Source organism: Nocardia sp. NPDC059240 (genome assembly GCF_042753865.1).
In the GTDB taxonomy this organism is placed as follows: Bacteria; Actinomycetota; Actinomycetes; order Mycobacteriales; family Mycobacteriaceae; genus Nocardia.
Window position 1 is genome coordinate 75,568 of sequence record NZ_JBHZAC010000009.1, and the last position, 14,752, is coordinate 90,319.

General features: G+C 66.6%; 14 protein-coding genes and 1 riboswitch. Of the genes, 5 read left to right on the forward strand and 9 right to left on the reverse strand.

Annotation, left to right across the window (positions count from 1 at the left end; all coding sequences use genetic code 11):
* Position 1: 1 nt before the first annotated feature.
* The 4 genes from lpqB to ACFXHA_RS30230 all read right to left on the reverse strand — a co-directional run bounded on the left by lpqB (position 2) and on the right by ACFXHA_RS30230 (position 5,015).
* Positions 2–1,804 carry an MtrAB system accessory lipoprotein LpqB gene (lpqB, locus tag ACFXHA_RS30215; RefSeq protein WP_379362373.1) on the reverse strand — a complete coding sequence of 601 codons (1,803 nt, stop codon included), beginning with the start codon at positions 1,802–1,804 and terminating at the stop codon, positions 2–4.
* A complete protein-coding gene (mtrB, locus tag ACFXHA_RS30220; protein WP_379362374.1) occupies positions 1,801–3,615 on the reverse strand; it encodes an MtrAB system histidine kinase MtrB in 1,815 nt (604 codons plus the stop codon). Before mtrB ends, lpqB begins: the two co-directional genes overlap by 4 nt.
* Positions 3,612–4,289 carry an MtrAB system response regulator MtrA gene (gene mtrA, locus ACFXHA_RS30225; protein ID WP_029931579.1) on the reverse strand — a complete coding sequence of 226 codons (678 nt, stop codon included), beginning with the start codon at positions 4,287–4,289 and terminating at the stop codon, positions 3,612–3,614. The genes mtrB and mtrA overlap by 4 nt, the downstream gene beginning before the upstream one ends.
* 78 nt (positions 4,290–4,367) lie before the next feature.
* Positions 4,368–5,015: a dTMP kinase gene (locus tag ACFXHA_RS30230; RefSeq protein WP_379362375.1), complete on the reverse strand. Its 648-nt coding sequence runs from the start codon at positions 5,013–5,015 to the stop codon at positions 4,368–4,370.
* 37 nt (positions 5,016–5,052) lie between these two features.
* Here ACFXHA_RS30230 and ACFXHA_RS30235 point away from each other — a divergent pair, with 37 nt between their 5' ends.
* The 4 genes from ACFXHA_RS30235 (at position 5,053) to ACFXHA_RS30250 (ending at position 7,119) form a co-directional block, all read left to right on the forward strand.
* Entirely contained in the window at positions 5,053–6,111 is a 1,059-nt protein-coding gene (locus ACFXHA_RS30235; RefSeq protein WP_379362376.1) for a glycerophosphodiester phosphodiesterase, read from the forward strand.
* Positions 6,112–6,206: 95 nt separating this feature from the next.
* Positions 6,207–6,485 carry a hypothetical protein gene (locus ACFXHA_RS30240; RefSeq protein WP_379362377.1) on the forward strand — a complete coding sequence of 93 codons (279 nt, stop codon included), beginning with the start codon at positions 6,207–6,209 and terminating at the stop codon, positions 6,483–6,485.
* Positions 6,486–6,616: 131 nt separating this feature from the next.
* Positions 6,617–6,856 carry a hypothetical protein gene (locus ACFXHA_RS30245; protein ID WP_379362378.1) on the forward strand — a complete coding sequence of 80 codons (240 nt, stop codon included), beginning with the start codon at positions 6,617–6,619 and terminating at the stop codon, positions 6,854–6,856.
* Positions 6,857–6,864: 8 nt separating this feature from the next.
* Complete coding sequence (locus ACFXHA_RS30250) at positions 6,865–7,119, forward strand: hypothetical protein (RefSeq protein ID WP_379362379.1); 255 nt, start codon at positions 6,865–6,867, stop codon at positions 7,117–7,119.
* Positions 7,120–7,245: 126 nt separating this feature from the next.
* Here the strand turns inward: ACFXHA_RS30250 and ahcY are convergent, their stop codons facing one another.
* From ahcY to ACFXHA_RS30270, 4 genes are all read right to left on the reverse strand, one after another.
* Entirely contained in the window at positions 7,246–8,721 is a 1,476-nt protein-coding gene (gene ahcY / locus ACFXHA_RS30255; protein ID WP_379362380.1) for an adenosylhomocysteinase, read from the reverse strand.
* A gap of 124 nt (positions 8,722–8,845) precedes the next feature.
* Positions 8,846–10,003: an alkane 1-monooxygenase gene (locus tag ACFXHA_RS30260; RefSeq protein ID WP_379362381.1), complete on the reverse strand. Its 1,158-nt coding sequence runs from the start codon at positions 10,001–10,003 to the stop codon at positions 8,846–8,848.
* Between the two features lie 190 nt (positions 10,004–10,193).
* Positions 10,194–10,886, reverse strand: coding sequence for a response regulator (locus tag ACFXHA_RS30265; protein ID WP_379362382.1), 693 nt, complete (start codon positions 10,884–10,886; stop codon positions 10,194–10,196).
* Positions 10,883–12,433, reverse strand: coding sequence for an ATP-binding protein (locus ACFXHA_RS30270; protein ID WP_379362383.1), 1,551 nt, complete (start codon positions 12,431–12,433; stop codon positions 10,883–10,885). Before ACFXHA_RS30270 ends, ACFXHA_RS30265 begins: the two co-directional genes overlap by 4 nt.
* A 106-nt stretch (positions 12,434–12,539) precedes the next feature.
* Between ACFXHA_RS30270 and ACFXHA_RS30275 the strand changes: the two genes are divergently transcribed.
* On the forward strand, positions 12,540–13,919 hold the full coding sequence (locus ACFXHA_RS30275; protein WP_379362384.1) for a cation:dicarboxylate symporter family transporter: 1,380 nt from the start codon (positions 12,540–12,542) through the stop codon (positions 13,917–13,919).
* An 80-nt stretch (positions 13,920–13,999) separates the two neighbouring features.
* Here the strand turns inward: ACFXHA_RS30275 and ACFXHA_RS30280 are convergent, their stop codons facing one another.
* On the reverse strand, positions 14,000–14,446 hold the full coding sequence (locus ACFXHA_RS30280; RefSeq protein WP_379362385.1) for a 6,7-dimethyl-8-ribityllumazine synthase: 447 nt from the start codon (positions 14,444–14,446) through the stop codon (positions 14,000–14,002).
* 77 nt (positions 14,447–14,523) lie between these two features.
* Positions 14,524–14,688: riboswitch (FMN riboswitch) on the reverse strand.
* Between the last annotated feature and the right edge of the window lie 64 nt (positions 14,689–14,752).

Consider the following 14,752-nt stretch of genomic DNA (forward strand, 5'->3'; position numbering starts at 1 on the left):
CCTAGCCGGGCAGCACCGGGACCGCGTTGGCCCCCAATCCCGGAACTTCGCGCCAGTAGTCCTCGCGCCCTTCGGGATTGCGGGTCAGTTCCAGCACCGCGCGCGAGTCGGCGACATACTCCTGATCGGGCGCGGCACTGAGCACCCGCACCGGCGGCGTCAGGTTCTGCGAGGTCTGGGGCCGGAACTCGGAGCCGTCCACCAGGACTCCGGCCACCGGATCCACATTGCCGTCGCGACCCACCACGACCTTCTCGTCGGTGAGCCAGTCGATGGACACCGCCGGCGTGCTCAGCCCGATGGCCAGCGGCAGCGGCGAGGTCAGCGAGAATTTTCCGTTGGGCTGCGGCACCACCACGGCCACGTACACCTTGCCGTTGGCGATGATCGCGGCTCGCGCCCCGGACGGCGAGATGCGCAGCTCGGTGATCGGGGTGCGCGGGGAGGTCGAATTCGCCGCCGCCGCCACCAGTTCGGCGATGTCGACGTCCTGCACGGACACATTGCCGGTGCTGCGGTCGTGCACGGCCCGGATCACCCGATCCCCGTCCACCACCGACCAGGCGGAGCCGCCGTCGGCGGGCCAGGACGGCCGGGTGAAGGTGCCGCCGGTGGCGACCGGGAAGCCGCCCTGCCCGTCGTAGGTGCCGATGATCAGCGTGCGTTCGGGTTCCGGGTCGGGGCGGCCGGACTTGGCGACCGCGGCGACCAGTTGCCCGTCGGGCGAGAGTCCCACCGACTGCAAGGTATGGGTGGTGCCGAAGAAGCCGGGGGCCGGCACGATTCCGGTGTCGGTGACCGCGACCAGTGAGCCGTCGCGCACGGCGTGCAGGCCGACGCGGTTGCGGGCGATCACATCCGGGCTCTTGGCCTCGACGTCGGCGCGCTGCCAGCCGTTGGCGAACTTCTCGTCGAGCGGTTTGCCGTCGGCGTTGAGCAGATACGGCCCGAGCACGTCGGCGCTGGAGAGGGTCAGCACCACCTGGGTGGCCATCAGGTCGCGGGTGGGCGGGTCCAGCGGGGTCGCGCCGGAGAAGTCGACACCCACCCCGCCGCCGCCGACGCCGACGTTCTCGGGATCGCCGTTGGCCTTGGTGATCGGCCCGCGCAGCGCGATCGGCGCGCTCATCGGGTTGTGCACGGCCGGCGCCAGCGCGGCCTGCGGCCCCTCGCCGAGCAGGCTCAGCAGTCGTTGCGCCAGCTGATCCTTGCGCACGGAGATCCAGCGCAGGTCCGGCACCATGGCCAGCCCCGCCAGATTCGGGAAGAACAGCGAATACCGGTGGTAGGACTTGGAGAACGCGGCCTGTTCGACGATGACGCCGGACGGCAGATCCTTGATCCGCCACTGGCCGTCGATCTTCTCCATGTCGATCTTGGTCTCCAGGGTGCCGTCGGCCGCCCGGTAGGAGCCGTCGGTGGCGAGCTCACCGATCTTGCGGGCCCGGATCACGTAGGTGGCGGCGTCCCCGGTGCGGGATTCCCGCAGCGTATTGGGCTGGGAGTCCACGATGGTGGTGGTCGCCGCGTCGTCCCACTGCACATTGGCCGCCGGGGACAGGAACTGGCGCGCCGCCTGATGCCGATTGCTCGGATCGGCGGTGGCCTGCAGGAAGTCCAGCAGCAGCTGTTCTGGTTCGCGCCCGGCGATGGGCGGGGTGGGTGCGGTACTGGTGGGCTGGTGGTCGAGGCTGCCCAACGCCTGCGGAGCCGAGGAGTCGGGCAGGCTCGCGCAGGCGGCCACCATCCACAGGCAGCCGAATGCGACCAGAGCCCGCCGGAGGCGGGCTTTGGGAGCTTTCATGACTGCCCGTCAGCATTGGTCGCGGACGGGAATTCCGGTGCGATGGCATCGAATCCGGCTTCCCCGGCCTCGGCCACACCGTTGCCGGCCTCCAATTCCAATGGGGCGGGCGCGGATTCCAGCACGGCGGCCGCGGAGGCGATGGCCTCCGGCGTCGCATCCGATCCGGCGATGTCGAGCGCCAGCTGTTCCGGCGACACCGCACCGCGAATCTTGGGCGGATCCAACGACAGTGGGCTCTGCCCGAGCTTGCGCCCGCGCACCAGCGGCAGGGTGAGCCGGAAGCTCGCGCCCACGCCGATCTCGCCCCAGGCTTCGAGCTTGCCCTCGTGCAGGTTGGCGTCCTCGACGCTGATGGACAATCCCAGCCCGGTGCCGCCGGAGCGCCGCATGCGCGACGGGTCCGAGCGCCAGAACCGGTTGAACACCAGCTTCTCTTCGCCGGGCCGCAGCCCCACGCCCTGATCGCGCACCACGATGGCGACCGCGTTGGCGTCGGCGTCGCCGCGCATGCGCATCAGCACCGGCTTGCCCTCGCTGTGGTCGATGGCATTGGCGAGCAGGTTGCGCAGCACCCGCTCGACGCGGCGCGGATCCACCTCGGCGACAAGGGGTTCCTCGGGCATGTCGACCACGAGTTCCACACCGGATTCCTTGGCCAGGTGCCGCACCGTGGAGACCGCGGCCCGCGCGCACATGCGCACGTCCAGCGATTCCACTTGCAGCTCGGCCACACCCGCGTCGTGGCGGCTGATCTCGAGCAGATCGTTGAGCAGCCCCTCGAAGCGGTCGAGTTCGTTGACGAGCAGTTCGGCCGAACGCGCCAGCGCCGGGTCCAGGTCGTCGCTGGATCCGTGGATGAGGTCGGCCGCCATGCGCACGGTGGTCAACGGGGTGCGCAGTTCGTGGCTGACGTCGGAGGTGAAGCGTCGCTGCAGATTTCCGAACTCCTCGAGTTGGGTGATCTGGTTGGACAAGCTTTCGGCCATCTCGTTGAACGACATGGCCAGCCTGGCCATGTCGTCCTCACCGCGCACCAGCATGCGCTCTTTGAGTCGTCCGTCGGCGAAACGACTCGCGATCCGCGCCGCGGATCTGATGGGCAGCACCACCTGTCGGGTCACCAGCGCGGTGATCGCGGCCAGCAGGACGAGCAGCACGATGCCGCCGATGAGCATGGTGCCGCGCATGAGCGACAGGCTCCGTTGCTCATTGGTGAGCGGGAAGATCAGATAGATCTCCAGCGAATCGATATCGGCGGAGGGACTGCCGATGATCAGCGCGGAGCCCTTGTACCCATCCGGGCTCGACACGGTCGCGAACTGATAGGAGACCTGGCGCTGCTTGACGAATTGCCGCAGCTCGGTGGGGATCTCCTGGATGGCACCCGAGGTGATCTCCTGCCCGCTGTCCCCCGTCATGGCCAGCGCGGCCTCATAACTGCCTGCGGCGCCGCCGGTTTGGGTCCCGCCGGCGCTGGAGAACAGCGCGCGGCGGGCATCGTCCAAACGGCTCTGCGGGGTGCCCGAATCGTGCACTCCCGCAAGTTGATTCTGAATGGTGATGCGGGCGCGGCCCATCTCCTCGACGGCCGCGTTGATCTTCGCGTCCAACAACCGGTCGGTGATCTGAGATGTCAGCACGACTCCGAGAATCGTGATGACGATCAGCGACAGGGTGAGTGTGGACACGACAACACGCAACTGCAGCGAACGCCGCCACACGTGGCCCAGTTGCTCGCCCAGATTGCGGAACCAGGCCACCACTACCGCCAGCAACCGCTGAACGCGGTTTCTGGAACCAGCGATCACGGCGGTCCGGCCTTGTAGCCCACACCTCGCACGGTCAGCACGATCTCGGGGTTCTCCGGATCCTTCTCCACCTTGGCGCGCAACCGCTGCACGTGCACGTTGACCAGGCGGGTATCGGCGGCATGCCGGTAGCCCCAGACCTGTTCGAGGAGCACCTCGCGGGTGAACACCTGGCGTGGCTTACGGGCCAGCGCCACCAGTAGATCGAATTCCAGTGGAGTCAGCGAGATCTGCTGACCGCCGCGAGTCACCTTGTGCGCGGGCACATCGATGACGATGTCGGCAATGGACAACAGTTCCTGCGGCTCTTCCTCGGTGCGGCGCAGGCGGGCCCGCACCCGAGCAACGAGTTCCTTCGGCTTGAACGGCTTGACGATGTAATCGTCGGCGCCGCTTTCCAAACCCAGGACGACGTCGACCGTATCGGTCTTCGCCGTCAGCATCACGATGGGCACTCCCGAATCGGCTCGCAGCACTCGGCACACGTCGATGCCGTTCATGCCGGGCAGCATGAGATCCAGCAACACGAGGTCCGGGCGCAGCTCCCGAACCGCGGTCAATGCCTGCGTGCCGTCTCCGACGACGTGCGGGTCGAAACCCTCACCCCGCAAGACGATCGTGAGCATCTCCGCGAGAGCCATATCGTCGTCGACGACCAGAATCTTCGGCTTCATAACGTCTAGTTTGTCACCTCTCCGGCTCTGATTCGGCCGCCACGCCAACACTCGTGACCTGTCGGCGCACATCCAACCCTATCCAGCAACAATTTCCGCGAGGCGCGCGGCAAGTGTTGCCGGTTCGTCACCGGTCCGATGCACCCACCAGCTTCCACGCCAGTTGATTTCGGCCAGCTCACGGTAGACAGTACCGGTGCGGCGCTGCAGACCACCGTCTTTCTCGTAGGCGTCCAATTCCCGGGCGCTGTCGGCCTCGCCGCGCAGGCGCGCACGCTCCTCGGCCACATCAACTGGGACATCAAGAAGGATCTGGACATTCGGGGCGGGCAGCGCGAAGCGCTCGAACTCCAATTCCGCGATCCACGCCACGATTTCACCGTGCGCGTCCTGCCCCACCCGCGCCGCCGAATAGGCGGCATTGGAGGCCACATAGCGGTCCAGTAGCACGATGTCGTTGTCCGCCAGCAGTTTCGACAGCTCGTCGCGCGCGTCGGCCCGGTCGAGGGCGAACAGCAGCGCCATGGCGTTCACGGACTGGGCGGTATCTCCATGGCCGCCGCGCAACGCCTCGGCGGCGAGATCGGCATGCACCGAGACCCCGTAGCGCGGGAACGCGAGGGTGGCGACCCGGAGGCCGCGAGCGGTCAGATCGGCGACGACAGCATCGGTCAACGTGCGCTTACCCGCGCCGTCGAGCCCTTCTATCGCGATCAGTGCGCCCATGCAGGGGAGCGTACCGAATCCTTGCTATGGTCCGGCCATGACTTCCACCGGAGTGACATCAATGCAGCTCAAGCGCGCTTTTGTACTACTCGGAGTCACGGTCGCCGCGCTCGGCGCGACGGCTTGCAGCGACAACTCGAACGACAAGAACTCCTCGTCCGCGACCTCCCCCACTGCCGACACCCACCGGGCGTTCGACCTTCAAGCGCACCGCGGTGGCCGCGGCATGACCATCGAGGAGTCGCTGCCCGGTTTCGCCAAAGCCATCGAACTGGGTGTCTCCACACTGGAACTCGATATCGTGCTGACCAAGGACAAGGTCCCGCTCATCTGGCACGACCCGATCATCCAGACCGAGAAGTGCACCGATACGGCCGCGGCCTTCCCCGATGATCCGCAATACCCCTACGTCGGCAAACTGGTCCACGACCTCAGCTACGACCAGGTCCGCACTCTCGACTGCGGCAAGAAGCTGGCGGGATTCCCCGACGCGCAGGAGCTTCCGGGCAACAAGATCGCGCGACTGCCCGAATTGTTCGATCTGGTGAAGACCTATCCGGGCGCTTTCGACACCCTGCGCTACAACGTGGAGACCAAGGTCGAGGCCGAGCACCCCGAACAGTCCGCCACCCCGCAGGAATTCGTGGACGTCATCCTGGACACCATCGAACAGGCCGGGGCCACGCCGAAAGTCGAGATCCAGAGTTTCGACTGGCGCAGTCTGCCACTGGTGAAGGCCCGCAACGCCGCCATTCCGACGGTCGCCCTCTACGACGCCACCACCTTCAAGCCGAACAGCATGTGGCTGGGCCCGATTCGCTACGAGGATCACGCCGATGACGCGCTGGGCGCGATCAAGGCTCTGGGAGCGGACATTTCGTCGCCGAACTATCAGCTGCTCGGCAATGCGGGTGAATACGTACGAAAGGCCCACGACCTGAAGATCACCGTGGTTCCCTGGACCGTGAACGACAAGGACGCCATCGGCAAGCTGCTGGACGCGGGCATGGACGGCATCATCACCGACTACCCGAACCGGGCGCGCGACGTCATGGACGCGAAGGGCTACCCCCTGCCGAAGTCCTTCCGGAAGTAACCGAAGCGGTCCGAAATTACCAATCCGAATCTGAAACGCAACTAAGTCAACCCTTGTAGGGTCCAGCCAGAGACCCCCTGCAAGGAGCACACCTGATGAAGACCCGTTTCGCCGCCGCCACCCTGGCGGCCGCCGCCCTCTCCGCCGCCACCCTGACCGCCGCGGGCGCGGCGTCGGCCGCCCCGCTCCCCCTCGAGCCTGTCACCCCGGTCGCCAACTCCGGTTCGTCGATCCCGTCGGTCCCCTCCGGCTCCGGCGGCTCGGGCTCGAGCAATATCGGCGGCACCGGTTCCAGCTTCAGCGAACTGGCCAACGCTGCCATCTGCAAATTCAACGGCAAGACCTGGATCCCCGTGTTCGACGTCTGCGTCTAGCCCCGCCACCCCCCTGTGCCGCCGACCCGAACCGTCGGCGGCACAGTCGTTTCCAAGCCCCCAGAACTCAGGGCACCTTTCTGAAACGCGTTCCTTTTACAGTTTGAACACGCTTCGACAAGGAGACCCCGATGAAATCGGCTCTGACACACCGCCTCCCCCTCCTCCTGGCCACCGGCGTCCTCGCCGCCCTCTGCGCCACCGGAGCCGCCCACGCCGAGCCGACGACCAGCACCCTCCCGATCGCCGGTGCGGACTCGTCCGGCTCCAGCTCGGGCTCGGCCCAGCTCGAATGCAATCTCCTCGCCCTGCACTGGGAGCCGACCACCCAGACATGCAACGTGGGCCCCAAGTCCAGCCTCGACGGCTAGGAGCCACGATGAAATCGACTCTGGCACAACGCCTCATCCTCCTCCTGGCCACCTGCGCCGTGGCCGCCCTGGGCGCCACCGGCCCCGCCCAGGCCGCCCCGCCCACCCCCGTACCCGCAGCCACGGCAATCGACGGCAGCACGGCCTCAGGCTCCGGCACGGGCTCCAGCGGCGTCCTGTTCGATATCTTTTGCACGCTCGTGCACCTCAGCCGGGGCCTACCCCCGGGGTGCACCTTCAGCGACATGCCGGCCGTCGGATAGGAGACCACCGATGAGATCCACACCGACACAACGCCTCCCCCCTCCGGCTTGACTGGCCACCGACGCGATTCGGCCGGTCACCCTGGGTGACCGGCCGAATGTTCAGCTGCTACAGCAGGTTTGGACTCAGTAGCGGTAGTGGTCCGGCTTGTACGGGCCTTCCACGTCCACGCCGATGTACTCGGCCTGGTCCTTGGTGAGCTTGGTCAGGGTGCCGCCGAGGGCCTCGACGTGGATCTTGGCGACCTTCTCGTCGAGGTGCTTGGGGAGGCGGTAGACCTCGTTGTCGTACTCGTCGGGCTTGGTCCACAGTTCGATCTGCGCGATGACCTGGTTGGAGAACGAGTTCGACATCACGAACGAGGGGTGGCCGGTGGCGTTGCCCAGGTTGAGCAGGCGACCCTCCGACAGCACGATGATCGACTTGCCGGACTCCTTGAACGTCCACAGGTCGACCTGCGGCTTGATGTTCAGGCGATCGGCACCCGAGCGCTCCAGGGCGGCCATATCGATCTCGTTGTCGAAGTGGCCGATATTGCCGAGGATGGCCTGACCCTTCATCGCCTTCATGTGATCGAGGGTGATGATGTCCTTGTTGCCGGTCGAGGTGATGACGATGTCGGCGTCGCCGATCGCCTGCTCGACGGTGACGACGTCATAGCCGTCCATCAGCGCCTGCAGCGCGTTGATCGGGTCGATCTCGGTGACCTGGACGCGCGCGCCCTGGCCCGCGAGCGACTCCGCGCAGCCCTTGCCGACGTCGCCGTAGCCACAGATCAGCACCTTCTTGCCGCCGATGAGCACATCGGTGCCGCGGTTGATGCCGTCGATGAGCGAGTGGCGGGTGCCGTACTTGTTGTCGAACTTCGACTTGGTGACCGAGTCGTTGACGTTGATCGCCGGGAAGACGAGCTCGCCCGCGGCCGCGAACTGGTAGAGCCGCAGCACGCCGGTGGTGGTCTCCTCGGTGACGCCCCGCACGGAATCAGCGATCGTCGACCACTTTGTCGCGTCAGCGGAAAGGCTGGCGCGCAGCAGATCCAGGAACACCTTGAACTCGGCCGAGTGGGTCTCGTCCTCCGGCGGCACCACACCGGCCTTCTCGTACTGCGCGCCGCGCAGCACCAGCATGGTGGCGTCACCGCCGTCGTCGAGGATCATGTTGGCGGGCTCGCCCGGCCAGGTCAGCATCTGCTCGGCCGCCCACCAGTACTCCTCCAGGGTCTCGCCCTTCCAAGCGAAAACCGGAGTGCCCTTGGGCTCTTCGACGGTGCCGTGCGGGCCGACCACGATCGCGGCGGCCGCGTGGTCCTGGGTGGAGAAGATGTTGCAGGAGGCCCAGCGGACCTCCGCGCCGAGCGCCACCAGGGTCTCGATGAGCACGGCGGTCTGCACGGTCATGTGCAGGGAACCGGAGATGCGCGCGCCCCGCAGCGGCTGCACATCGTGGTATTCGCGACGCAGCGCCATCAGGCCCGGCATCTCGTGCTCGGCGAGGCGAATCTCCTTGCGGCCGAACTCGGCCAGTGACAGGTCCGCCACCTTGTAATCGATTCCGTTGCGGACGTCTGCGGTCATCATGCTGGACACGGCTGTCGTCATCTGCCTCTCCATGGTCGGCTGCTTGGCGCTAAGGCTAGTCGGTCCAACTTGGTCCCCCCACGGGGCGGCCGACGTGCGTACAGCGTACGCACGTCGGCTGGAGTTTGTCGATACGCGAAAACCCTCAGGCCGCAGCCGGATAGTCGTAGGCGTCGAGGATGCGCTGCCGCTTGCGGGGCTGGATATTGGCCCGGCTCACATCACCCGCGTAGTGCGCGAGCAACCGCGGGTCCATCACCATGCGCCACAGCGGCGGGAACAGGGCCAGCAGAATCATGGTGGCGTAGCCGGCCGGAAGCTGCGGCGCCTCTTCGGTGGTGCGCAGCGTCTGATACCGCCGTCCCGGATTCGCGTGATGGTCGCTGTGCCGCTGCAGATGGAACAGGAAGATATTGGTGACCAACCGGTCGCTGTTCCAGCTGTCGCGCGGCGAGCAGCGCGCCCAGCCGCCGTTGGGCCGCCGCCGGCGCAACAGCCCGTAATGCTCGACATAGTTCACGGTTTCGAGCAGCGCGGCACCGATCACCGCCTGTAGCACCAGGTACGGCAGGATCCGCCAGCCGTAAATGCCCAGCAAAGCGGCGAACAGCACCAGGGTCATAGTCCACGCCTGCAGGATGTGGTTGTGGACACTGAACCACCGGTGCCCCTTGCGCTGCAGTCGTCCGCCCTCGATCGCGATTGCCGAACGGAAACCGCCGATCACACTGCGGGGCAGGAACTCCCACAGCGACTCACCCATCCGCGCGCTGGCCGGGTCCTCCGGCGTGGCGACCCGGGCGTGGTGGCCCTTGTTGTGCTCGACGAAGAAATGCCCGTAAGCCGATTGCGCCAGGGCCAGTTTCGACAGCCAGCGCTCCAGGTGCTCGACGCGGTGGCCGAGTTCGTGCGCGGCGTTGATGCCGATGCCGCTGACGAACCCGAGGGTGGCCGCCAACCCCAGCTTGTTGGGGATGGACAAGTCGTCTCCGGCCCACATGTAGGCGGCGATTATCAACCCCGCCAGCTGTACAGGCAGGAACATGTAGGTACACCACCGGTAATACCGGTCGCCGCTGAGTAGTTCGTAGTCCTCGTCGCGCGGATTGGTGCCGTCTTCCCCGACGACCCAGTCCAGCACCGGAATCACGATCAGAACGATGATCGGACCGATCCACCAGAACACCGTGAGCTTGGTATAGAGCACCAGCTGTGACGGCAACAACGCACTCGCGGGTGCGATCAAACCCAGCACCCACAGGTGGCGTTTCGGATCCGGCGAACCCGATCGTTTGCCAACCATTTGCACATTTGCCCCGCTAATCAGATACCTCTTACAACTCGCCGCTACATATCTTGAAACTTAGCCGCTGTTACAGCACGTGGTCGCGCCGAAAGGTGGCAACTGTTACATCATGAGCAGTCGGTTCTCGTGCAACTGCTCATGTGGTGCCAGTCACCCAAGCGCACTGGCAAACCCTCGGTTCAGCCGCTCAGCGGCACCACACATAACGCACCTGCGGCCGACCCGTCCGACCGTAGTCGGTCCGCCGTTCCACCACGCCGTCTTCGGCCAGACGCTCCAGGTATCGCCACGCCGTGACCCGCGATACCCCGACCGCCCGCCCCGCCTCACCCGCCGACAGGCCGTCGGCCGCCGCGCGAACCACCCGCGACACCTCGTCCATGGTTTGCGGCGCAATGCCTTTCGGCAAGCTGGAGCGCTGGTCGGGCGTGCGCAGCACGCCGAAGGCGCGGTCGATGTCGTGCTGCGAGATCGCGGTCTCCCCGGCCGGCAGGGCCGCCCGGTACTCCAGATAGCGCTCCAGCTTGTCGCGGAACGCCGCAAAGGTGAAGGGCTTCAACAGATACAGCACCACGCCGTGCGAGACCGCCGCCCGCACCATGGCCAAATCCCGCGCGGAGGTGACCGCGATGACGTCGGGCCGCGGCCGCAGCCCCGCCAGCGCGGCCGCCACGGCGAGGCCGCTCATATCCGGCAAGCCGATATCCATCAGCACCAAATCAACGGGGACGCCGGAAGATTGTGACCTTTTCGCGATCGAGATCGCGTCGCGTCCGGTGTGCGCGACGGCGACCACCGCGAAGCCCGGCAGCCGTTCCACATAAGACCGATGTGCCGCAGCGATTTTCGTCTCGTCCTCGACGATCAGCACCCGAATCATCTGGAGAACCTCACGATCACCGCGGATTCCGGCTCACGCCGCGCCCGCAACTCGCCGCCGTGCCGCGCCACCAGCCGCCGGACCAGCGCCAACCCCAAACCATGGTGGTCGGTCTTGGTGGAGTACCCGCGCTCGGTGGCCCGGCTGAACAACTCCTCCGACATGCCGGGCCCACTGTCGGCCACCCGGACGTACAGGTCCGAATCCTCCCGGCGCACCGTCACTTCCACCCACGCGTCCTCGTCGTGCCCGACCTCGTCGAGCGCGTTGTCTATGAGATTGCCGAGCAGCGTGACCATCTCGTTGGGGGTGAGCGGGTCGGTGGTGTCGAGCAGGGTGTCCCCGGTGACGGTCAACTCGACCCCGTACTCGGCGGCCTGTTCCACCTTGCCCAGCAGCAATGCCACCACCGCCGGTTCGGCCACCGCGCCGGTGAGCCGGTCGATGAGGGCCTGGGACAGTTCGATTTCCGCGGTCGCGAAGTTCACCGCCTCCTCGGCCCGGCCCAGTTCCACCATGGTCACCACGGTGTGCAGCCGGTTGGCGGCCTCGTGCGCCTGGGCCCGCAACGATTCGGCGAACCCGCGTACCGAGTCGAGTTCGCCGAGCACGTCCCGCAATTCGGTGTGATCGCGCAGCGTCAGCACGGTGCCGATGCGGCGGCCGCCGTGCTCCACGATGTCCTGATTCACCACCAGCACCCGGTCGGGCGTCACATGCATCTCGTCGCGCACCACACCGGTCCCCAAGCGCTGCAACGACACCGGCAGATCGGACCGCTTGATCGGGCCGTCCGGCAGATCCAGCAGCAGCCGCGCCTGGTCATTGACCACTTCGGCGTTCTCGTCGGACTTGTCGAACACCAGCAATCCCTCGTGAATCGAATGCAGCACCGCGTCGTGATGCTCGTACAAGGCCCGTAGCTCGGCCGGACCCAACCCGTGCGTCTGCCGTAACAGCCTGCGCCGCAACAACAGTGAACTGATCGTGGCCAGCACCAGACCCGCCAGCGCGGCCGCCAGGATGACCGGGAACTGCTCGCGCACCTGCGCCCCGATATGGGTCCGGGTCACCCCCGCCGACACCAGCGCCACGATCTTCCCGTCCGCGTCCCGCACCGGCGTCACCGCCCGGATCGAGGGTCCCAGTGTCCCCGTGTAGGTCTCGGTGAACGTCTCCCCCGCCAGCGCCCGATCGATATTGCCGCTGAACGGTTTTCCGATCTGCGACGGATCGGTATGCGTGTAGCGAGTCCGGTCCGGGGCCATCACCACGATGAAATCCATGCCGGTCGACTTGCGGATCGCCTCGGTCACCGGCTGCAGCAGCACCGTCGGATTCGGCGAGCGCACCCCGGACAATGTCGACGGCGACTGTGCCACCGCCACCGCGGTATCGGTGACCTCCGCCCGGGTGGCGTCGTCCTGGACGCGCCGGGTCTGCAGCACCGCCAGCACCGCGCCCGCCGCGATCACCACGGCCAGCACCAGCACCTGCACCACGAACACCTGCCCGGCCAGGGTGCGCCGGGCGCGGGTACCTCTCACATTTCCTCCGGGTACTTCATGAACATAATTTACGAAACAGTGACCGCCGTCACTCTGCCAACCAAGATTCTGTGCTGAACACCCCACCCCGGAGGCAGCCAGCAAGATGAGCGATACGACAACACGACAGCGCCGAGACCGTACCCACTGGCTCTACCTGGCCGTCATAGCGGCCGTCCTCGCGGGCATTCTGGTCGGCTGGCTGGCTCCCGGATTCGGCAAGAACGTCGGCGAACTGGGCACCCTGTTCGTCAATCTCATCAAGATGATGATCACCCCGGTGATCTTCTGCACCATCGTGCTGGGCATCGGTTCGGTGCGCGCGGCCGCCAAGGTCGGCAAGGTCGGCGGCCTGGCTCTCGGCTACTTCCTCGTCATGTCGACGGTCGCGCTCGGCATCGGCCTGCTGGTCGGCAATCTCCTGCACCCGGGTTCGGGCCTGAATGTGGCCGCCCACGCCAAGGAGGTCACCAAGTACGCGACCGACGCGAAGGCCGCGGGCGGCACCTGGCAGTTCCTCGAGGACATCGTCCCGACCTCGCTGCTGTCCTCGCTCACCTCGGGCAAGGTGCTGCAGGCGCTGTTCGTGGCGCTGCTGGTGGGCTTCGGCATTCAGGCGATGGGCAAGGCGGGCGAACCGATCCTGCGCGGGGTGGCCTCGGTGCAGAAGCTGGTGTTCCGGATCCTCACCATGATCCTGTGGCTGGCCCCGATCGGCGCGTTCGGCGCGATGGCGAACGTGGTGGCCCGCACCGGGTTGGACGCGGTCAAACAGCTGGCACTGTTGATGGTCGCGTTCTACCTGACCTGCATCGTGTTCATCTTCGGCGTGCTCGGCATCCTGCTACGGGCGGTCACCGGCGCATCCATCTTCAAGCTGGTCCGCTACCTGGCCCGCGAATACCTGCTGATCTTCGCGACGTCCTCGTCCGAGTCGGCGCTGCCGCGCCTGATCGCCAAGATGGAGCATGTCGGCGTGGACCGCACCACCGTGGGTGTGGTTGTCCCGACCGGGTATTCGTTCAATCTCGACGGCACCGCCATCTACCTGACCATGGCCACCCTGTTCGTGGCCGACGCCATGGGCAAGCCGCTGGCCTGGCACGAGCAGATCGGCCTGCTGCTGTTCATGATCATCGCCAGCAAGGGCGCGGCCGGTGTCACCGGCGCGGGCCTGGCCACGCTGGCCGGCGGCCTGCAGAGTCACCGGCCGGAACTGCTGGACGGCGTCGGCCTGATCGTCGGCATCGACCGGTTCATGTCGGAAGCCCGTGCGCTGACCAACTTCTCGGGCAATGCCGTGGCCACCCTGCTGGTCGGCACCTGGACCAAGACCATCGACCCGGCCCGGGTGACCGCGGTGCTCAACCGTGAGATCCCGTTCGACGAGGCCACCATGGTCGACGATCACGCCGCCGACGCTGCCTCGGCCGAAAAGGATGGCCCGGCCGACAAGCCCGCCGAAAAAGACCTGGTTCCCGCCTGACCCCAACCCCCGGGCGGAACCGGGACCGCCGGCGCATCTTCCCCCCGTATGCGCCGACGGGACCCGCACAGACCCTGGTGCTAGACGCCGATCGCGTCCAGCGCCAGGGTCGCGGCGATGGCATTGGCCAGCTCCGCACCCTTGGTTTCGAAATGGCGTGAGAAGTAGGTCAAGTGCTCACCGTGCTCGTGGAAGTGGTGCGGCGTCAGCACCGCCGAGAACACCGGCACATCGGTCTCCAGCTGGACCCGCATGAGGGCGTCGACCACGGTCGAGGCCACGAAGTCGTGCCGGTAGATACCACCGTCGACGACCAGCGCGACACCGGCGACGGCGGCGTAGGAGCCGCGGTTCGCCAATCGCTTGACCTGCAAGGGAATTTCGAAGGCGCCGGGCACTTCGATCACATCGATCTCGGTATAACCCCGCTCGATGAGCCCGGCCTTGGCGGCATCCACCGCCTTGTCGACGATCTCGCTGTGCCAGCGCGCGGCGACGAGGGCGATGCGATTCGACTTGGGTGACATGGGGATTCCTCCTGTTCGCGATGTCACCCAGGGCATAGACGCGAACAGGCCCATCCGCGCGGGCGGATGTGCCGGTGCCGCGTTCTCTTTCATCCGGACTGTGACCGTCGGCCCCGGGATCACACCGGAATCTGCTCGACCCAGGCGATCGGAACCACCTGGCGCTCGCGGGCTCGTGCGCCCGGATCGGTCCGGATGCCATTACCGCCGGTGGGGAATTTCACCCCGCCCTGAGAACGTGTACTACCGAAAGGTAACACGGGCCCTCAGAGCGGGGAAGAGATGGACTCGCTCAGCGCAAAAGCC